This is a genomic window from Spirosoma daeguense, from assembly GCF_054776875.1.
On the sequence record NZ_BAAHBF010000001.1, the window covers coordinates 638,460 to 659,786 of the forward strand.

General features: G+C 45.2%; 16 protein-coding genes. 12 read left to right on the plus strand and 4 right to left on the minus strand.

The window, feature by feature from the left end; translation table 11 throughout:
• Positions 1 to 157: 157 nt before the first annotated feature.
• The 8 genes from leuC to ACYVD4_RS02350 all read left to right on the plus strand — a co-directional run bounded on the left by leuC (position 158) and on the right by ACYVD4_RS02350 (position 10,140).
• On the plus strand, positions 158 to 1,558 hold the full coding sequence (gene leuC / locus ACYVD4_RS02315) for a 3-isopropylmalate dehydratase large subunit (RefSeq protein ID WP_460942005.1): 1,401 nt from the start codon (positions 158 to 160) through the stop codon (positions 1,556 to 1,558).
• A gap of 107 nt (positions 1,559 to 1,665) precedes the next feature.
• Positions 1,666 to 2,277, plus strand: a complete 612-nt coding sequence (leuD, locus tag ACYVD4_RS02320; RefSeq protein ID WP_460942006.1) for a 3-isopropylmalate dehydratase small subunit — start codon at positions 1,666 to 1,668, stop codon at positions 2,275 to 2,277.
• 88 nt (positions 2,278 to 2,365) lie between these two features.
• Positions 2,366 to 3,886, plus strand: coding sequence for an alpha-isopropylmalate synthase regulatory domain-containing protein (locus ACYVD4_RS02325; protein ID WP_460942007.1), 1,521 nt, complete (start codon positions 2,366 to 2,368; stop codon positions 3,884 to 3,886).
• 109 nt (positions 3,887 to 3,995) lie between these two features.
• Entirely contained in the window at positions 3,996 to 5,072 is a 1,077-nt protein-coding gene (leuB, locus tag ACYVD4_RS02330) for a 3-isopropylmalate dehydrogenase (protein ID WP_460942008.1), read from the plus strand.
• Positions 5,073 to 5,332: 260 nt separating this feature from the next.
• Complete coding sequence (locus tag ACYVD4_RS02335; RefSeq protein ID WP_460942009.1) at positions 5,333 to 6,472, plus strand: 2-isopropylmalate synthase; 1,140 nt, start codon at positions 5,333 to 5,335, stop codon at positions 6,470 to 6,472.
• Positions 6,473 to 6,559: 87 nt separating this feature from the next.
• On the plus strand, positions 6,560 to 7,048 hold the full coding sequence (locus ACYVD4_RS02340) for a hypothetical protein (protein ID WP_460942010.1): 489 nt from the start codon (positions 6,560 to 6,562) through the stop codon (positions 7,046 to 7,048).
• Between the two features lie 712 nt (positions 7,049 to 7,760).
• Positions 7,761 to 9,590, plus strand: coding sequence for a TMF family protein (locus ACYVD4_RS02345; RefSeq protein ID WP_460942011.1), 1,830 nt, complete (start codon positions 7,761 to 7,763; stop codon positions 9,588 to 9,590).
• 16 nt (positions 9,591 to 9,606) lie between these two features.
• On the plus strand, positions 9,607 to 10,140 hold the full coding sequence (locus ACYVD4_RS02350; protein ID WP_460942012.1) for a T9SS type A sorting domain-containing protein: 534 nt from the start codon (positions 9,607 to 9,609) through the stop codon (positions 10,138 to 10,140).
• 78 nt (positions 10,141 to 10,218) lie between these two features.
• Here the strand turns inward: ACYVD4_RS02350 and fusA are convergent, their stop codons facing one another.
• Positions 10,219 to 12,336, minus strand: coding sequence for an elongation factor G (gene fusA / locus ACYVD4_RS02355; protein ID WP_460942013.1), 2,118 nt, complete (start codon positions 12,334 to 12,336; stop codon positions 10,219 to 10,221).
• A 214-nt stretch (positions 12,337 to 12,550) separates the two neighbouring features.
• On the opposite strand from fusA, the gene ACYVD4_RS02360 reads away from it, so the two are divergent.
• The gene (locus ACYVD4_RS02360) at positions 12,551 to 14,332 is read left to right on the plus strand and encodes an ABC transporter ATP-binding protein (RefSeq protein WP_460942014.1); all 1,782 of its coding nucleotides are present in this window, start codon (positions 12,551 to 12,553) and stop codon (positions 14,330 to 14,332) included.
• Between the two features lie 58 nt (positions 14,333 to 14,390).
• On the opposite strand, the gene ACYVD4_RS02365 is transcribed toward ACYVD4_RS02360, so the two are convergent.
• A complete protein-coding gene (locus tag ACYVD4_RS02365; protein WP_460942015.1) occupies positions 14,391 to 15,104 on the minus strand; it encodes a LexA family transcriptional regulator in 714 nt (237 codons plus the stop codon).
• 122 nt (positions 15,105 to 15,226) lie between these two features.
• Here ACYVD4_RS02365 and ACYVD4_RS02370 point away from each other — a divergent pair, with 122 nt between their 5' ends.
• Entirely contained in the window at positions 15,227 to 16,492 is a 1,266-nt protein-coding gene (locus ACYVD4_RS02370) for a DNA polymerase Y family protein (protein ID WP_460942016.1), read from the plus strand.
• A 48-nt stretch (positions 16,493 to 16,540) separates the two neighbouring features.
• Here ACYVD4_RS02370 and ACYVD4_RS02375 read toward each other — a convergent pair whose 3' ends face one another.
• The gene (locus ACYVD4_RS02375) at positions 16,541 to 17,692 is read right to left on the minus strand and encodes an AI-2E family transporter (RefSeq protein ID WP_460942017.1); all 1,152 of its coding nucleotides are present in this window, start codon (positions 17,690 to 17,692) and stop codon (positions 16,541 to 16,543) included.
• Positions 17,693 to 17,979: 287 nt separating this feature from the next.
• Here ACYVD4_RS02375 and ACYVD4_RS02380 point away from each other — a divergent pair, with 287 nt between their 5' ends.
• Entirely contained in the window at positions 17,980 to 18,687 is a 708-nt protein-coding gene (locus tag ACYVD4_RS02380; RefSeq protein ID WP_460942018.1) for a response regulator transcription factor, read from the plus strand.
• A gap of 100 nt (positions 18,688 to 18,787) precedes the next feature.
• On the plus strand, positions 18,788 to 19,822 hold the full coding sequence (locus ACYVD4_RS02385) for a sensor histidine kinase (RefSeq protein ID WP_460942019.1): 1,035 nt from the start codon (positions 18,788 to 18,790) through the stop codon (positions 19,820 to 19,822).
• A gap of 72 nt (positions 19,823 to 19,894) precedes the next feature.
• Here the strand turns inward: ACYVD4_RS02385 and ACYVD4_RS02390 are convergent, their stop codons facing one another.
• Positions 19,895 to 21,157, minus strand: a complete 1,263-nt coding sequence (locus tag ACYVD4_RS02390; protein ID WP_460942020.1) for a pepsin/retropepsin-like aspartic protease family protein — start codon at positions 21,155 to 21,157, stop codon at positions 19,895 to 19,897.
• Positions 21,158 to 21,327: the final 170 nt, after the last annotated feature.

The window sequence follows — 21,327 nt, forward strand, 5'->3', positions numbered from 1 at the left end:
GGTTTTACTCTCAAAAGAACATTCTGAGCTAAAATCGCTATTTACTGGACGAATGGCAGGATATATTGTTGACTAAAATCTGCCAATTTTGTAGCCATGTTTCTCCATCTGATTGATACGGAGATACTACGCAGAAAAAGTTATACCTCTACTAGCTATGAGTACCGCAAAAACCCTATTTGATAAAGTGTGGGATGCGCACGTTATTCGTCAGGTCGAAGACGGTCCAGACGTGTTCTTCATTGACCGCCACTTTATTCACGAAGTTACCAGCCCGGTTGCTTTTCTGGGCCTTGAAGACCGGGGCGCACCGGTGCTATTTTCGGGCCGCACCTTCGCTACGGCCGATCATAACACGCCAACCCTCAACCAACACTTACCAGTTGCTGATCCGCTATCGGCCAATCAGTTAGCAGCACTGGAACGTAATGCCAATAAGTACGGCATCTCGCACTGGGGTCTGGGGCATATTAAAAATGGTATTGTACACGTAGTAGGCCCAGAGAATGGTATTACGTTGCCCGGCATGACCATTGTTTGTGGCGATTCGCACACATCGACGCACGGCGCTTTCGGTGCTATTGCCTTCGGTATCGGTACGTCGGAAGTAGAGATGGTGCTGGCAACGCAGTGCATTATGCAGCCAAAGCCCAAGAAAATGCGTATAACCGTAAACGGTACGTTGGGTAAAGGCGTATTGCCGAAAGACGTTATTCTGTATATCATTGCCCAGATTTCGGCCAGTGGCGCAACGGGTTATTTTGTTGAATACGCAGGTGATGTTTTCGAAAACATGAGTATGGAAGGCCGGATGACGGTCTGCAACATGAGTATCGAAATGGGTGCTCGTGGTGGAATGATTGCTCCCGACCAGAAAACGCTTGATTACTTAAACGGCCGCGAACTGGCTCCAAAAGGCGAACAGTGGGATAAACTGGTTCCGTACTGGGAATCGCTCAAAACCGACGAGGGTGCTACGTTCGATGTTGATTTAACGTATGATGCCGCTGATATTGAGCCACAAATCACCTATGGAACAAATCCAGGTTTAGGTACGGGCGTAACGCATCAGATTCCAGTGGCTGGAGCCGTAAAAGATGGCGCTGCCAGCTATAAAAAGTCGCTACAATACATGGGTTTCGCCGAAAACGAATCAATTATTGGTAAGCCAATTGATTTTGTTTTCCTTGGAAGCTGTACCAACGGACGTATTGAAGATTTCCGGGCGTTTGCGTCGGTTGTGAAAGGCCGGAAGAAAGCCGATAACGTAACAGCATGGTTAGTTCCGGGATCGCACATTGTTGAGGCTCAAATTAAAGAAGAAGGTATTCTCGATATCTTGACCGAAGCCGGATTCCAGCTACGTCAGCCCGGTTGTTCGGCTTGTCTGGCGATGAACGAAGACAAGATTCCAGCAGGCAAATACGCTGTTTCTACGTCGAACCGCAATTTCGAAGGCCGTCAGGGTCCAGGAGCGCGTACGTTGCTGGCCAGTCCGCTCGTTGCTGCTGCTGCCGCTGTTACTGGTATTGTTACCGACCCAAGAGAATTTTTATAGTGATGAGTGATAAACGATAAGTGATGAACAGGCCGCCGTAGCGGCTTGCTGACACCGGCTATAATCATCACTTATCGTTTATCGCTCATCGTTCATCACTCAAAAACATGGCTTACGATAAATTCACCATATTACGTAGTACCGCCGTTCCAATGCCCATCGAGAACGTCGATACCGACCAGATTATTCCTGCCCGATTCCTGAAAGCGACCGAACGTAAAGGATTTGGCGACAATCTTTTCCGCGACTGGCGCTATAACAACGACGATACGCCTAAAGCCGATTTCGTACTGAACAATCCAACCTATTCGGACGAAGGGTCGCCCCGTAAGATTCTGGTCGGCGGCAAAAACTTTGGTAGCGGCTCGAGCCGCGAGCACGCAGCCTGGGCCATTTATGACTACGGTTTCCGTTGTGTTGTATCGAGCTTCTTTGCCGATATTTTCAAAAACAACTGTCTGAATATTGGTATTCTTCCTGTTACGGTTAGTCCGGAATTTGCCGATAAAATTTTCGCAGCCATCGACGCCGACCCAAATACGGAACTGGAAGTAAATCTGCCCGAGCAAACCATTACGTTGCTGGCCACTGGCGAAAGCGAGAGCTTCAACATTAACGGCTACAAAAAACATAACCTCACCAACGGTTATGACGATATCGATTACCTGCTTTCGATGAAGAGCGAAATCGAAACCTTCGCCGAAACAAGACCATTTTAAAGAGCGAATGAGCGAAAGAGTGAATGAGCGGCAGCAGAGATGTTAGCCCAACACCCTTTCGCTCATTCACTCTTTCGCGCTTTAAAATATGAAATCTCGATATATTGAAGTAATGGATACGACACTTCGCGATGGTGAACAAACCAGCGGAGTGTCGTTTTCTGCATCCGAAAAATTAGCTTTAGCCCAGTTGCTTTTGACTGAAGTTAAAGTAGACCGGGTTGAAGTGGCTTCGGCACGGGTGTCGGCTGGCGAACTGGAAGCTGTTCAGCAAATTACCCGCTGGGCTGCTGATGCTGGCCTTCTCGATAAGATCGAAGTACTGACTTTTGTCGACGGCGACGCTTCGCTTGATTGGATGCTTGCATCAGGCGCAAAGGTGATGAATCTGCTGACCAAAGGGTCCATGAATCACCTAATCCACCAGCTCAAAAAGAAACCCGTTGAGCATTTTGCCGATATTCAGAAGCTTATTGAAAAAGCGCATGCATCTGGCCTGCAGGTGAATGTTTATCTGGAAGACTGGAGTAATGGTATGCGCACGTCGCCCAACTACGTGCTACAGTTTCTGGATTTTCTTCAGACTCAGCCCATCCGTCGCGTTTTATTGCCCGATACGTTAGGTGTACTTACCCCTACCGATACGTTTACGTTTATCGACCTGTTGGTAAATCGTTACCCGAATCTGCATTTCGATTTTCACGCACACAACGATTACGATCTCAGCATTGCAAACGTAATGGAAGCCATTCGGGCGGGTGCCCACGGTATTCACCTGACCGTAAATGGCTTGGGCGAACGGGCCGGAAATGCCCCGATGGCTAGTGCTATTGCGGTGTTACGTGATTTTATGCCCGATGTTACGTTAGGTGTAGTCGAAAAATCATTGTATCAGGTAAGCAAGATTGTTGAAACCTTCTCAGGGCTACGTATTCCCGACAATAAGCCGGTTGTTGGCGATAACGTATTTACGCAAACGGCGGGTATTCACGCCGACGGAGACAAGAAAAACAACCTGTACTTCAACGCGTTACTTCCCGAACGGTTTGGCCGTCAACGTAGCTATGCGCTGGGAAAAATGTCGGGCAAGGCCAATATTGAGAACAACCTTCGCGAGTTAGGCATTCAACTATCGGACGATGATCTCAAGAAAGTGACCCAACGAGTAATTGAATTGGGCGATCAGAAAGAGGTTGTTACGCGGGAGGATCTTCCTTACGTTATGGCCGACGTATTGCACAACAACGTGATTGCATCGCGGGTCGAAGTGCTTAACTACGTATTAACGCACTCTAAGGACCTGAAACCATCTGCTACGTTGCGGGTACGTATCGCCGAAGAACAGTTTGAGGAAAACGCACAGGGCGATGGCCAATACGACGCTTTTATGAACGCGCTCAAGAAGATTTATAGCAAGAAAAAGCTGGTTCTTCCTGAGCTAACGGATTATGCAGTACGTATTCCAACGGGTGGTCGTACAGATGCTCTTTGTGAAACGATTATTACGTGGAAGCATAAAAAACGCGAGTTTAAAACCCGGGGCCTCGATTCTGATCAAACCGTATCAGCGATCAAGGCAACCCAAAAAATGTTAAATACACTTGATTAAGAGTAGTTATAAAGTTGTAGAGTTATAGGGTTGTAACGCCTTTTCCGATTACGGCGTAACTCTATAACATTGTAACCTTACAACTTTACAACTCCCTTTAAAACCATTTATGAAAAAACACATCCTTGTAGTCCCTGGCGATGGCATTGGGGCCGAAGTAACTACCGTTGGCAAACAGGTTCTGGAAACGATTGCCCAAAAATTCGGACATGAGTTTACGTACGATGAAGCACTCATCGGACACGTTGCTATCGAAGCCACAGGTACCGCATTACCAGACGAAACATTAACCAAGATGAAGTCAGCCGATGCGGTTTTGTTCGGAGCCGTCGGCCATCCCAAATACGACAATGATCCATCGGCAAAAGTGCGCCCAGAGCAGGGATTACTGAAAATGCGGAAGGAGTTAGGTCTGTACGCAAACCTACGCCCGATTAAGCTTTTCGATGAATTACTGGATGCGTCGAGTATCAAACCCGAAATTCTGCGTGGTGCCGATATTCTATTCTTCCGCGAATTGACCGGCGACGTTTATTTCGGCAAACGGGAACGTATCGACGAAGGAAATACCGCTTACGATACCATGATCTACAGCAAATACGAAGTAGAACGTATTGTTCGGAAAGCGTTTGAGGCCGCTCGTACACGTAGCAAAAAACTATGCTCGGTTGATAAAGCTAACGTACTGGAAAGCAGCAGACTCTGGCGCGAAGTGGTGCAAGCAATTTCTCCTGAATATCCCGACGTAACGGTTGAGCATCAGTTTATCGACGCAGCCGCCATGTTGTTGATCAAAGATCCAAAACGCTTCGACGTAGTAGTAACGGGCAATCTCTTCGGCGATATTCTGACTGATGAAGCGAGTCAGATTGCCGGTTCGATGGGAATGCTGGCTTCGGCTTCGGTGGGCGATAGTACAGGCGTATATGAGCCTATTCACGGATCAGCGCACGATATTACCGGCAAAGGCGTAGCAAATCCGCTTGCATCTATACTGTCTGTTGCTTTATTGCTCGATATTTCGTTTGGCCTCAAAGACGAAGCCAACACCGTCATTGCCGCTGTTGATGCCGCGTTGAAAGCAGGTTTCCGTACTCGCGATATTGCGAATGATACAACCCCCGCCGATAAGATTCTGGGCACAGAAGCAATGGGGGCTCAAATTTTAGCCTACCTAACGGCTTAATTCCGAAACGTAGTAGATTCGTAAAAAAATCTTCTGACTACTTGCAAGCATTCGAAAAACGACTATTTTTGTAGCGTATTTACGCAACCAGCGAAATTTCGCAAGCTTGAAAATGATCATTTCTTTATCCTGCCGACTGCAAAACCTAATCGTTTTTTAGAACGGAGAAAAGGATATATCTATAAAAAGGCCCTTTTCTGAACAGATTAGGGCCTTTTGCTTAATTAGCTAATGTGATATTCATTCAATAATAGCGTACCATGAGCCAACGAGTTTATATTTTCGATACCACCTTACGCGATGGTGAACAAGTACCGGGCTGTCAGTTAACTACTGAAGAAAAAATTATAGTTGCTAAAGAACTGGAACTACTCGGTGTTGACGTCATTGAAGCCGGTTTCCCGATTTCCAGTCCCGGCGATTTTCGCTCGGTGGTCGAAATCTCAAAAGCCGTAACAGAACCGACTATTTGCGCGCTAAGCCGTGCCGTAAAAGGCGATATTGACGCTGCTGGAGAGGCCCTAAAATGGGCTAAACGGGGACGTATTCATACAGGCATTGGCTCATCGGATATTCACATACGTAACAAGTTTAACAGTACCCGCGAAAAAATCCTTGAACAGGCTGTTGCGGCTGTAAAACATGCTAAAAGCTACGTAGAGGATGTAGAATTCTATGCTGAAGATGCCGGTCGGGCCGATCTGGCTTTTCTTGCTCAATTAACGGAAGCTGTTATTGGCGCTGGCGCTACCGTCGTTAATATTCCAGATACAACCGGCTATTGCCTTCCCGATGAGTACGGAAAAAAAATCGCCTACATCTACGAGCACGTTTCAAATGTGCATAAAGCTACGATCTCCATTCACTGTCATAACGATCTGGGACTAGCTACAGCCAATACGTTAGCAGGCGTAATGAATGGGGCACGTCAGGTTGAAGTGACGATTAATGGAATTGGCGAACGTGCCGGTAATACGTCGCTCGAAGAGGTTGTGATGGCCATAAAAGTAAAAAAAGAGCTGGGCTTACATACAAATATCGACTCAACTCGTCTATTTCCTGTGAGCCGTTTAGTATCAGAAATGATGCGTATGCCTGTTCAGGCAAACAAAGCCATTGTTGGACGTAACGCTTTTGCTCATTCATCGGGTATTCACCAGGATGGTTTTCTAAAGCACTCGGAAAACTATGAAATCATGAATCCACTCGATGTAGGAGTCGACAAATCTATGATTGTTCTTACAGCACGTAGCGGTCGTCATGCGCTTAAGCACCGGCTTGAGTTACTGGGCTTCCGATATGATAAACCCACGCTCGATGGTATTTATACCCGCTTCCTCGATATGGCCGATATTCGGAAAGAAGTGAATGATAAAGACCTGATGGAACTCGTGCGTTAACAAAAAAGCCTCGTGAATTACGAGGCTTTTTTGTTATATTCACTGTATAATTTCGCATGTAATCTATAATCTTTAACACTCCTTGCTATGGCTCGCCCAACTCCTGAGCTTATTGCAGCTCTTCGCAAAACAGCCCAAAAACTAACAAACGGTGCCCCTTATCAATGGGGTCATATGGGTGGCTGCAATTGTGGTAATCTGGCTCAGGAATTGACCAGCATGAGTAAAGAACAGATTCACCAATATGCTATGCAAGGCCATGGCGACTGGAACGAACAAGTTGACGGTTATTGTTCCACCAGCCAGATGCCACTCGATTTGCTCATCAATCAGATGCTAAATGCCGGATTAATGCTTGAAGATTTAAAGCATTTGGAGCGACTTGATGACCGGCAAATCTTACTACGTCTCTCTCCTGAAAAGCGGTTTTTAAAGCATAACGTACGCGACGATGTTGTTACGTATATGACCGTCTGGGCCGATTTATTAGAGGAGCAATTTCTAGAAATGGTTCAATTACCTGCTTTTAATGGATCAACACAACTACGCGCCCAGCGTGCCCATCTTACTTATTGAACGCCATCCTGATTCGTCGAGGAATTATGTACTGAGCCAGTCTCTGAGCTATATCTTTGAAACACGACTGACATTAGCCCGCTTTGCTTATGGTCGGGTTCAAGGCCTTCGATAGCTCATTCGATCTATAACCACTCTCAATACGTTGCCCATCGCAGTATCAGTGCAAGCTCAAGATTCAAGATACTGCGAAGTCAGTTTCTCAGAGTTCGAAATATAGAATTCTTCTTGTATTGATAAACCAAGTTATACATCTAAGATGCCCGCAACTGTTGCGGTCAATCTCTAGTATATTCCTCTAATAATTTCATTTCCGCAACAACTCCGCTCTGGAATAGCTGCCATCGAGATCACTCCAAAAGCTCGACGTAGCACCATCTCCAACATATTCCCATTTTTGAGCAGGCTCAGTAAAGCCTAACCCACCTACTATTTGCCAATCCGGTAGAGTACATCGCGCTTCAAACTATTGCGACCGATGCTAATCCGCAGCTATTCTTTTGCACATTAGAATTGAGTTATCGTAATCAATGTATTGGGCAATTGCTGCACATATAGATTAGTTAAAAACCTATTACTGAGGGTCCTCATACATTTATCCGATTGAACAGCGGAATTAGTCAAACTAACTTTCGGCCAGAATTAGAAAAGGGATTTTGTCGTGGACAAGTCCGTTTAAACGCTTTCCTGATCTATAAAAACAATCAATATTATGAAAATGCGGTTTTACTTCCTTCTGCTGATCAGCAGCCCTATACTGGCCCAGAACTACGTTGCCAATACGTCGAACTCCGCTACACCTAGCCAGTATAATACTATTGTTGGGGCCAGCGCAGGCAACAACTCAATGACAGGTGTGGGTAATACCATACTAGGATTTTCAGCAGGTATTTCCAATTCGTCAGGAGGTAGCAATACGTATATTGGCTATTTCTCTGGCGTTGCCAATAATGTGGGTGAAAAGAATACGTTTACTGGCGCCTTTTCGGGTTTCTATAACTCGTCGGGTACAAATAATATTTTTTATGGATATGGTAGCGGGCAAAACAATACCAGTGGAAACGGAAACTCATTCTTAGGAAGTAATGCAGGAGTGAAAAATACAACCGGCCAATTCAATACATTTCTGGGTTTCGACGCCGGTAATAACAACACAACAGGTGGTACTAACATCTTTTTAGGGCCTAAAACAGGCTACTCCAATTCCACTGGGTCTACCAATACGTTTATAGGCTTTTATTCAGGCTACGAGAATACGACGGGGTCTAATAACAATTTCATAGGCGTAGTAGCAGGCCAAAACAATACAACAGGATCAAACAATAGCTTCCTCGGAGTGCAGGCTGGCAATGCAAACTCAACGGGCAGTAACAATACATTTTTAGGTAATCAGGCTGGCTACTTAAACTCAACCAGCAGCAATAACACATTTGTTGGTTACTCGGCAGGCAAGAAAAATACAACAGGAGCAAGTAATGTGTTTTTAGGTAATCAGGCCGGTGCCAATAATACAACAGCAGGTTCAAATGTATTTATTGGTAATGAGGCTGGTATTAATAATAGCACCGGTTCAGGAAATCTTTTTCTGGGTAGCCAGGCTGGCGCAAACAACAATGGTTCCTATAATCTGTTTATGGGTAATGGTTCTGGAAACGCTAATACAAGCGGAACAGGAAATACAGCTATCGGCGACGGAGCTTTCTATAACAGTACTACTGGTACTGAAAATACATCAATTGGCCGGTATGCTGGTATTAATAACACTACTGGCACAAAAAATACCTTCATTGGCGTAGCCGCAACAAATCCACCCGGCAGCGGTAATCTGACTAACGCAACAGCTATTGGCTATAATGCTTCAGTAACGGCATCCAATGCGCTAATTCTTGGAAATACAAATGTGAATGTAGGCATTGGCAATTCGGCTCCTCAAAACAAACTAGAAATTACGAAGGGCGTAGCTAATCAGTCAGGACTACGTTTCACTAACCTTAAAAACTCGTCGCCAGCAACCATGCTGAACCAGACCAAATTTCTGGCAGTCAATGAAAATGGCGACGTAGTGATGGCTAGTATAAATAGTACGGCGCGTGAAGGCGTAACAGAATCGTTTTGGCAACAGAAGGGGTCATTTTTGCAGAACAGCAAAGGCGATGCGGTTATTATCGGCGCTAACGTAGCACGTACTCCATCAGGCTATAAACTCTTTGTAGAAGATGGGATCTTAACCGAGAAGGTGAAAGTAGCCGTGAAAAATACCGATGAATGGAGCGATAAAGTGTTTGAGGAGGGGTATAAGCTAAATAGCCTGAACGACGTAGCAAAATTCATTCAGACGAACAAACATTTACCAGGCATTCCTTCGGCCAAAGAAATGGTTGAACAAGGAAACGACCTACATAAAACCGACGCAAAACTGCTGGAAAAGATAGAAGAACTTACGCTGTATCTCATTGAGTTAAAGCAGGAAGTCAACACACTACGTAGTGAAAATAAAGCTATTAAGGAACAGCTTAGCAACGTCGATTCTATAAAACGCTGATAACTTTCCGCTTCTTATGATACACCTACTTCGTTCAATTATCTGGCTAAGCTGTTCTTACAGTCTTAGCCAGGCCCAGACGGTGATTACGCAGGCTTTTATGGCTGGTCAGCAGCACAATCAACATTCTAAAACAGTGCTGATTGCTTATAATCAGATTGAAGCACAGGCCTGTGTGACGTATTGGGCTAATCAATCGATTGAGTTACGGCCGGGCTTCACGGCCAAACCGGGTTCAATCTTTTTAGCCACTATTCACACGGCCAATCCGGTAGGCAGCGATAGCCCAAAGTTTGTATTGAAAGCTTATCCAAATCCTTTTCGAGAGAGTACGCGGCTTGCCTATCGGTTATCGGCACCAACCATGGTTATGCACCGATTTATGAATCTTCAGGGACAGGTCGTGGGGCAGCCATTCAATTGGCAATGGCAGGAGGCTGGCGTTCATGAAATTGACGTAGCAGGCGTTAATCTCTCCGATGGTGTTTATCTTTATCAGGTTCAGGCTGGCGCCGAACAACAAACCGTTCGACTTGTAAAGCAACCTTAAGAATCTGTCCAAACCTTAAATAAAAAGGCCTCCTGACAGTCAGGAGGCCTTTTTATTTATCTAAAACTGATTCAGCAATTATGCTTTCACAGCACCTTTTTCTTTAGCAACAACCGCATCCGAAATGTTCTGAGGAACAACTTCGTAGTGTGCGAATGTCAGGTTAGCCGTAGCACGACCCGACGACATTGTGCGCAGATCCGTTACGTAACCAAACAATTCTGACAGTGGTACGTCGGCTTTAATCACCTGCGAACCAGCTTTCGAATCCATACCTTTCATCACGCCCCGGCGACGGTTAAGGTCACCCGTAATAGGTCCGGTATATTCTTCTGGTGTCAGTACTTCAACAGCCATGATTGGTTCGAGCAGTTTCGGACCAGCCTGGCGAGCTGCTTCACGGAAGCCCAAACGAGCGGCCATTTCAAATGACAGTGAGTCGGAGTCAACATCGTGATACGAACCATGGAACAGACGAACTTTCATGCTTTCGAGCGGGAAACCAGCCAATGGGCCGTTTTTCAGCGACTCGTCAAAGCCTTTCTGTACAGCAGGGATGAATTCTTTTGGAATAACACCACCTACAATTCCATTCACAAACTGTAGACCAATTTTGGTACTACCGTCTTCTTCCTGATCACGTGGTCCCAGTTCAAAAACGATATCGGCAAACTTACCACGACCACCCGATTGCTTTTTATAAACTTCGCGGTGTTCAACACTCTTGGTCAGTTTTTCTTTATAAGCAACCTGAGGAGCGCCCTGATTCACTTCCACTTTGAACTCACGACGCATCCGGTCGATGATGATTTCAAGGTGAAGCTCACCCATACCACGGATGATCGTCTGGCCGGTTTCTTCATTCGACTCAACTTTCAGGGTTGGATCTTCTTCAATCAGCTTACCAATAGCTTTCGAGAAGTTGTCCTGATCGGCCGTTTTCTTCGGCTCGATAGCGTAGCCAATAACTGGATCAGGGAATACCATCGATTCCAGCACAATTGGGTTCTTCTCGTCAGATAACGTATCGCCGGTTTTAATATCTTTAAAACCAACCACAGCACCGATATCACCAGCCTCCAGACGATCAATCTGGTTTTGCTTGTTGGCGTGCATTTGGAAAATACGCGAAATCCGCTCTTTGTTACCCGAACGGTTGTTCAGGATATACGATCCAGACTCCAGAATACCCGAGTATGAACGGATAAAGCAAAGACGGCCTACGTATGGGTCAGTAGCGATTTTAAAGGCCAGTGCCGAAAACGGATCACTTGCCGATGGCTTCCGCGAAATTTCTTCACCCGTATCTGGGTTTGTACCTTTGATGCTCTCCTTATCCATTGGCGAAGGCAGTAACGCCATCACATAGTCGAGCATGGTTTGCACACCTTTGTTTTTGAAAGATGAACCGCAAAGCATCGGTACAATCTTCATAGCAATGGTAGCTTTCCGAAGCGCCGTCAGGATTTCATCTTCCGAGATCGACTCTGGATCGTCGAAATATTTCTCCATCAGTTGATCGTCGAATTCAGCAACCGCTTCGAGCAATTTTTCCCGCCATTCGGTAGCTTCATCCAACATATCATCCGGAATGGGAACAACCTCAAACGTCATTCCTTTGTCTGACTCATTCCAGATAATGCCCCGGAAGTTAACAAGGTCAACAACGCCTTTGAAGTTATCCTCTTCGCCGATAGGCAACTGAAGCGGAACAGCATAGCTGCCCAGCATTTCTTTTACCTGCTTACAAACATTCAGGAAATCGGCTCCCGAACGGTCCATTTTATTTACAAAGCCCAAACGTGCTACGTTGTAGTTGTTAGCCAAACGCCAGTTAGTTTCTGACTGAGGCTCAACACCGTCAACGGCACTGAACAGAAACACCAGACCATCAAGTACACGTAGCGAACGGTTTACCTCAACGGTAAAGTCAACGTGGCCTGGTGTATCGATAATGTTGATGTGATATTTTTGGTCCCGGTAGCTCCAGTTAACAGTTGTAGCGGCCGAGGTAATCGTGATTCCCCGCTCCTGTTCCTGCTCCATCCAGTCCATGGTGGCAGCACCATCGTGCACCTCACCAATTTTGTGACTTACCCCGGCGTAATAGAGAATACGTTCGGTTGTGGTCGTCTTACCCGCATCAATGTGGGCAGCGATACCGATGTTTCTCGTGAATGCTAAATCGCGAGCCATTAGCTTGTTATACTGAAAGTTATGTTTTCCTAAACCTAATCGAAAAGACTTGCTGTTAACAGCCAATGCCCTTTCTGTAAAATCAGGTCGCAAAATTACTGAAACTCAACCAGAAAAGCAACGTATTAGCAAAGAATCTCGAAGAAACTATTCTTCTTTTTTGTCCATTTAAAGAGTGATTACGTCTCAGAAAATGAGACTGTTCCTTAGAATCATGCAAAACCCATATATAGCACTGCTACGTACGGCCTGGACCTATGCCCGGCACGAGAAACAACAGTACGTGCTGGTTTATTTCCTGTTTATACTGGCCAACGTAGTAGCTGCACTACGTCCACTTCTGTTTGGCTGGTTTGTCGGCCAGTTTCAACAACCTGATGTCGATATTTTACGTCTTGTATGGATTTATGCGGGTGGTTACGTTGCTCTTGAAGTGCTGGAGTGGGTATTTCACGGCCCCGCACGGATCATGGAACGACGGCTGGCGTTCAATTTGAGTCGCAATTTTCTGGACGAGTTATTTCACCAAACACTTCATTTACCAGTCGGCTGGCATAAAGATCATCACAGTGGCGTAACCATTAACCGGATTCGAAAAGCGTATGATGCGTTGAAAACCTTTTTTCAGGATGGTTTTATTTACCTTCAGGCACTGGCAAAATTTGTATTTTCGTTCGGAGCCATGCTTTATTTTTCACCAGCATTTGGATTGATCGGCGTAGCGCTAGGCGCACTCACCATTTGGGTCATACTACGTTTCGACCGACCATTTATAAAAGCGCTGGACGAAACCAACGAGCGGGAGCACGTAGTATCCGCTACATTATTCGATAGTTTATCCAATATTATTACTGTCATAACGCTACGTCTGGAGGCTCGTATTCAGGCAAGTCTGGGGCTAAAAATTGCAGATATTTTTCCGCCTTTCATGCGGCAGGTCAGAATTAACGAATGGAAGTGGTTCGCAGCCAGTATGCTCGTTGCGTTAATATACGTAGTCATGGCTGCGGGCTATGTGTATCAGAACTACACACCGGGTCAGGTATTTCTGGTTGGTGGTCTTGTTACGTTGTTGGGCTATGTAAATCAATTTACCAGCGTTTTTCACGACGTAGCATGGCAATACACCGAGATTGTAAAATACAATACCGATGTTCAAACGGCACGTAGCATCAATGAAGCATACGCTCAGTATGAGCATCCAGAATCAGCTACGTTGCCCGACAACTGGCGTAACATCGACATTGCCAAGCTTAATTTCTCACACGGACGTAACCTAACAGGCACAGCACAAAAAATAGCTAATCTGGATAATGTTAGGCTAAGCCTTAGTCGTGGAAAACGGGTTGCGTTTATCGGAGAAAGCGGCTCTGGAAAAAGTACGTTACTCACGTTGTTACGTGGATTGTATCAGCCAGAATCGGGCGTATCAGTTTTGGTAGATGGGCAATTGTTTTCCGATCTGAACGCGGTAGCCAATACCGTTACTTTATTTCCGCAGGAACCCGAAATATTCGAGAATACTATTGCCTACAACATTACGCTAGGCTTACCTTTTAGCGAGGATGAGATACGTCAGGTATGTCGGGTTGCCCGATTTGAGGATGTATTAAAACAGCTCCCTAATGGGCTGGAAACGAATATTCAGGAAAAAGGCGTGAATCTGTCAGGTGGGCAACGACAACGACTGGCTCTGGCTCGTGGTGTGCTGGCTGCACGAACGAGCAATATTGTCCTTCTCGACGAACCAACAAGCAGTGTAGACCCTAAAACCGAATTGGAAATTTACCGTGAACTTCTAAGCGAATTTTCGGATAAAGCAGTGGTTTCAACACTACACCGTCTTCACCTGCTTCCCTTGTTCGACTACGTCTATATTATGCAGGATGGTCATATTGTCGACGAAGGTACGTTCTCATCTCTCCGGCAACATAGTTCTATCTTTCAGGATATGTGGGCACACCAGAAAGAAATTCTTGAACAAACAGGTGTATAAACAGTGAGGGCTGGCAGTTACGATAAACGACCAGCCCTCACTGTTTATACTTGTCGCTCTACTCTACCGGTGCTTCGACAATCGATACGATTTTCCAGATTGCACGAATATCTTTCAGTGGCACTGTTACGTTACCTCCGTTTGGGTTATCAGAATGAAGCGTGAGGTATTTGCGGGTCAGGAGTTCGTTGTCACGAACCCGTTTTACGACAAAATAATCACGGTACATCACCGCATATACTCCCCCCGACTGATATTCCCAGTTAGTTTCATTAATTGGCACTGCCAGCACTTTTGCGCCGTGTGCCAGTTGCGGAGTCATACTGTTGCCTGAAATCTCCAGCACAACCGCCCGCTTATGGCCCTTCATAATCGCTTTTCTGACCCGAAACATTTCAGTATCGGTAGCTACTGAGCCGTCTGCATAACTTTCAACAAACGTGGCGTAAAACTTGACCGGCACAAACGGCACTTCAATAGAATCTTCATCGGCATTAACCATTCGGGCATTTGTTTCAGCCGTATTTAAAATAGGCAATGTACCCCGAATCAGATAATCGGCACTGATTTGCGGATAGCAAGCCAGCAAACTTATGATAGTATCATAGGAAGGCTTTGCACGCCCGTTCAGAATGTTATAGAATTTAGAAGGATTTTCTCCTAATTCCTTGGCAATCTGATAAATAGTGATCCCTAAAGCATCAAATACCTGTTTTAGTCGGTCCTGGATAGTCACGGCACTGTCAATTTTTTTTAAACAATTTTCCGACATTCTTGTCTGTCTAGTTGACAACTATAATATAAGTAAAATATATTGCAGTTGTATTACAACAAATATACTATAAATACAGACGATTAAGAACTCGATTAGACACTTTCTTATTCAAAATTTGAATGAATCGGAACCGACTGGGCACATACACACAACCAACTGTATTATTCGTAGACATGAACAGTTTTTTTGCATCCTGCGAACAACAGGACAATTATTGGTTGCGCGGAAGACCGATTGGCGTATGTGTTTATACAGGTCGGAAAGGATGTGTGATTGCGCCTTCTATTGAGGCAAAAAAAAGAGGAATAAAAACCGGAATGCGGCTGGACGAAGCTATGGAAGTATGCCCTGAGTTAATTCCGGTGCAAACACATCCTAATCGATACCGAGAATATCACGTAAAAATTATTAACGTACTACGTACATTCTCAGATGACGTAGTGCCGAAAAGTATTGACGAAGCTGTTGTCCATTTAACCAACTATCAACTGGTTTACAAGGACATGCAGCAAACGGCGTTGGCAATAAAGGAAGCTATTCGGCAGAAAGTTGGCGACTGGCTCTGCTGTTCTATTGGTATTGCACCCAACGTTTTTCTGGCAAAACTAGCTTCCGACATCAGAAAACCCGATGGCCTTACCATTATCACTCCCGAAACGATTGACGATGTGCTACGTACCCTGACGCTCACCGATTTGCCCGGTATTGGCCATCGTATGGCAAGTCGTCTGCAAACCTATGGCGTTCATACTCCGCTCGATTTACGCTACGCTTCTCCCGATCATTTGAAAGCAGCTTGCCGGAGCATTGTTGGCTGGCACTGGCATTTACGGCTGAATTTTGGTGGAGAAGTCGATTTAGGAGCCAGCGAAGCCACCAAGAGTATGTCAGCGATGCGTACTATCTCGAGTGAGCAACGTTGCTCTCCTGAGCGTCTGGATGAACTACTTCAATCGCTTTGCCTGACGCTGGAACGACGCATGGTTCAAAAACGAGTATTTTGTCAGGATATGTCGTTCTCGTGCCGCTATGAGAGTGGAAAAACCTATAACTACGAAGTCCACTTTTCGGAACCCAAACAGGATGGCCCTGAACTGTATCAGATTATTCGGGATCGACTGGATAAATTTCAAGTAGCACACCGCTGCGAACCGGTTCTTAATAAACACCTACGTAGCATGAGTGTAGTGGTATTTCGGTTCATCGCCGAAGACGTAGTGCCGTTAAGTCTATTCACAAATGATACACGCAAACAGAAACTACGGCAAACACTCTACGATTTAAAAACCAAATTTGGTGCTGATAAACTCATGCGGGCAACCGAACTACGTGACAATCCGGTATACAGAGACGTAATAGGTTTTGGCAATATCAAAGATTTGTAACGGTTCTTAATGCACTAGAAATACGTAGTAAATGCTACGTAGCAAGCACTACGTTTTTTCGTCCGTCTTGCCTACTTTTTTAACACGTTTGGGTAACTGATCAGCTAACTCATGCAGGTTTTTAATGGGTGGACGGGGCTTTTCTGCTTCGCCTAATAAAAAACCATACGGCTTGAAATCATCGATGGCGTCGAAGATAACCTTCAGAATAGCCGTCATAGGTAGAGCTAGAACCAGCCCGGCCAACCCCCAGACATTTTCCCAGATAATCAGCACGATAATAGCCGCCAATGGGTTGATGCTCACTTTCGATCCGACAATGTAAGGAGTGATAAAATTTCCTTCAAGCGCCTGAACAAACAAAAAGACCCCTACCACGCCAAGCGCTTTAATGGGATTATCCTGTGTAACAAGTGTATAAGCCGCCGGAATTAGCGACCCTAACGAAAGCCCGAAATACGGAATCAGTACCAGACAGGCTCCGAAAAAACCAAAGAACACCGCATAGTCGACACCGAGAATCAGCAGGCCAACGGTCATGAGGGTGCCAATAATCAGGATAACCAACACCAACCCTGCCATGTAATCTTTCACTACGTTATAAATACCTGTCATAATGGTATCTATCGTTGATCGGCGCGTATCGCTGAAGGCTTTGTAAAAAAACGACCGAAAAAAATCGCGGTATAGTAAAAAGAAAAAAGCAAAGAGCAGAATTAATAATAGATTGCTAATAATATTTGTTGTCGTTAACAACGTAGTAGTCAATATATTACCTGCTTCAGCGAGCGCCTGATCCAAGTATTTTCGAACTTCATCTACCTGACGTTGTCGATCGATATTCAGTCGTTCATCAGCGAAAGTTTGTAGGCTTCTCAGGTATTCGCTGCCACGTTGAACGAATTTCGGAACCACTTCCACAAAACTGCTGATCTGCATGGAAACAGCATAAAAAAGGCCCGATAATACCGTTAGTGTCAATAAAAGACAAATCACGATAGCCACCACACGCGGCACTCGCCAATTCTCCAAACGTCTTGCCAGCGGAAACAGCAGGACCGAAAATAGTATGGCAAATACCAGCGGCACCAGAAGCCCCTCAAGGGCATGAAGACCATAAACTATAATTACCAATGAGATTAATACACTAACAAGTTTAGTGTAGGCAGGCAGTTCAACCTCTGGTAGGCGACGATTCATATTAGTAAGTAAAGAGTGGATTTTCTTTGATAGCGTTTTTAAGTATCTTGGTTATGGCTCAGAAGTATAAACAACATATTATTTCCGGTGTTGTTCGGAAAAAAGTATATCTAAATGAACTCATTTTCAGCGAGAAACAAACGGCTTTTTTTTAGGATGAGTTATTAAGTTTTTGTTAAGGATTCATTATAGATTGGTAACGTTGTGACTAAGCCACGTAACTTCGTGGCAACCAACGTACTGACAACTTAGTAATTGGCTAAATATTTTCACCAACTACACTTCGTATGAGTGCTGCCAAAGCTGCTCAACCAAAACATCGCATTTTAGTCGTCGACGACGACGCAGACATCGTTGAATTGCTGGAATATAACCTTATTAAAGAGGGATACGATGTTAAAACGGCTATGGATGGACGGAAAGCCGTCGAAATAGCGAAAACTTATTTCCCCGAATTAGTGCTACTCGATATCATGATGCCCGTCATGGATGGTATCGAAACTGGTCGGCAATTACGCGATATTCCAGAACTTCGTCAGACATACATCCTTTATCTGACGGCTCGATCGGAAGAATATTCGGAGGTGGCTGCTTTCGACGTAGGTGCCGACGATTATCTGACCAAGCCGATTAAGCCGCGTGCATTGATGAGCCGTATCAACGCGTTGTTCCGGCGCGAAGCTCAGAAGGCCGATCCGGGTGAACAGATTACGATTGCAGATCTGGTCATCAATCGCAAAAATTATTCGGTTACCCAGAATGGCAAGTCAGTCATTCTGCCTAAAAAAGAATTTGAACTCCTCTTTTTTCTGGCCCAGCATCCCAACAAAGTATGCAGCCGCGAAGAACTTCTTCAGAAAATATGGGGAGCTGATATCTACGTTCTCGAACGTACCGTTGATGTTCACATCCGTAAGCTTCGCGAAAAAATTGGCGATACCCATATCCGCACGCTCAAAGGCGTGGGTTACATGTTTACCGATGGGAATGAATAATTTAAAAAGCGAAAGAGTGAAGGAGCGAAAAAGTGAATTAAACATCTAGTACAAAATCACTCTTTTGCTCCTTCACTCTTTCGCTCTTTAATTTTGCTCCATGTCTCTCAGTCCCCGCATTATTGCCCTTTTACTGGCCAGCCTGATTTCGTCGCTGACACTCACGTTTCTGACATTTGTGGAGGGGGTTACGAGCGCTATGGTGTTTGTGGTAGGACTTTCCTCATTCATTATTTCGTTTCTACTGGTGTTTTATGCCATCGAACTCATCGTTTTTCGTGAGGTGAACAAGATGTATAAAACCATCCACAAATTACGTATTCGCGACTTCAGCATCACCCGTAAATCAGTCATCAAGAACAGCAATCCGTTTAAAAAGCTGAATGATGAAATTTTTGTCTACGTAGCAAAAAAGCAAAAAGAGATTGACGAACTGAAACGACTGGAGTTATTCCGGCGTGAGTTTCTGGCCGACGTATCGCACGAACTCAAAACGCCCATTTTTGCCGCACAGGGGTTTATTCATACGCTGATCGACGGTGCTATTGATGATGAGCAGGTTCGCGACAAATTTCTGACCAAAGCTGCCCGTAGTCTTGATGGGCTCGACGCGCTGGTTAAAGATCTCGTGGCTTTATCACAGTTAGAAACGGGCGAGGTAAAAATGAACTTTGAACGTATCAACCTTGCTCATATGACGCAAGAGCTGTTCGAACAGCTCGAAAAGGTGGCCCATGCCAAAGGCACTACGTTACAGTTAAAAACTACGCCCGTTGGCCCCGTCTGGGTAAAAGCCGACCAACAACGTATCAATCAGGTAATGACCAATCTGGTAGAGAACGCGGTGAAGTATGGCAATGAAAAAGGACATGTAACGGTTAGCCTGGAAGAGGACAAAAAACACGTAATGATTTCGGTACGTGACGATGGCCCCGGTATTCCACCCGAACATTTAAGTCGGATTTTTGAGCGATTCTATCGGGTCGAAAAAAGCCGCTCCAAAGATCGGGGCGGCACCGGGCTTGGCTTAGCCATTGTGAAACATATTCTGAACGCTCACAAAGCTAAAATTACGGTAATGAGCAAAGTAGATAAAGGCACTACGTTCCGCTTCAAGCTAGAGCGAATGGATTAAGAAAGCGTGGGGCTTGGGGGTAAGGGCAAAGGGTAGATGTTTAACCCCCATTGCCCTTACCCAAGCCCTATGCTAAATAAGCCGTTTCAATACGAAGCTGGCAACAATGAGCCTACCATTTCGACGTACCAGCATCGACACTTCACGACCTTCGCCTTTCTGAAGAATTTTATAAATATCACTGATGCTCATATCATTAACTGAGTTGTTATTAACAAACATCAGCTCATCACCTTCTTCCAAACCGGCCATCGCAGCAGGCGAATTGTCAACGACTTTATCGACGTAGTAATTACGATAATGGTCGCCTTTAGCCCGTAATTCCATACCGCTCATGTCGTGCTCAAAACTCTCACGCATGAGCCGTTTAATGGGCTTCATCACAATATACTGATCGGGATAATTGAACGTAACGTTGAATCGACGTAGCAGTTCGCATCCTACGTTGCCCTGACGTTCGGGCATATCGACCAGTTTCATACCAAAAGCCATACTGTCTGGGAAAGACGCGAGAATATTATCGAGTTCGTAACGCCCGAAACGCACTTTCTGAATGCGTCCCATTGAGCCGTTAATCACTCCGCTTAATCCACGTCCTAACTGAGCCCGGATATTCTTGGTTGGCAGCGGCATAGATGCGGTGCTACGTGACCGGTCAAGCAATAACGCATGACCAGCGCCCGTATCGAGCACAACACGTAGCGGCATCGTTTTTTCCCCATCAAAAACCGAAAAAGCATCGGTATAAGCTTTTGTATTTTGGATGGTAATTGGATATCGGTCGCCTTTACGTTTGCGGTACTTATATTTATCGGGTTTGGATATTGTAATTTCCCGACGCTGAAAATCGACGTTTACAACGAAGTTTGCGAAAATCTCATACCCAAAAATGCCATGTACGGGTGTGCCGACGTACTCAGAAAGCTTCAATACATCTTCGTCCAGTATTACCAGATTATGGTGTGCCGCTCGTAATCCACCCATACTGAGCTGGTTTTCGATAGCTACCGAAGCGGTAAGATTGCCTCCTTCTCCAGCCCCCGTCAGCTTCACCTTACGACTAAGTGTTGGTAATTTGTTTCGGAAAGCGCCCGGATCGGTAATAATGGTATTGCTAACACCCGTATCCAGAATAAAGTGGAGCGTATCTGACTCGTTGACCCGAACAGGTACAACTATCAGGTTGGAATGTAGCTGGAACGGAATTCTTGTCCAACTGCGATTGCCCGCAATAAAAAAACCATAACGCTCTTTATCGGGTGTTCGTCCAGGATCACCTGCCTGCGCCGTAAAAAGAGTACATAAAAGTGCGATTGTCCATACCAGCGTCTTCATCCCCTATCAGCGTTTGGAGCATTGAAATTACGCATTTTTTTATCCGAATAACACAAATTTTTTACAGATGGTTTACGGATTTATTTCTTTGCACGATTTTCCGGAAATAGGTTTACGATCTCTTAATCAGCTCTTTTTCAACTGTGTAGAAGAAATAGTTCTTGAAAAGT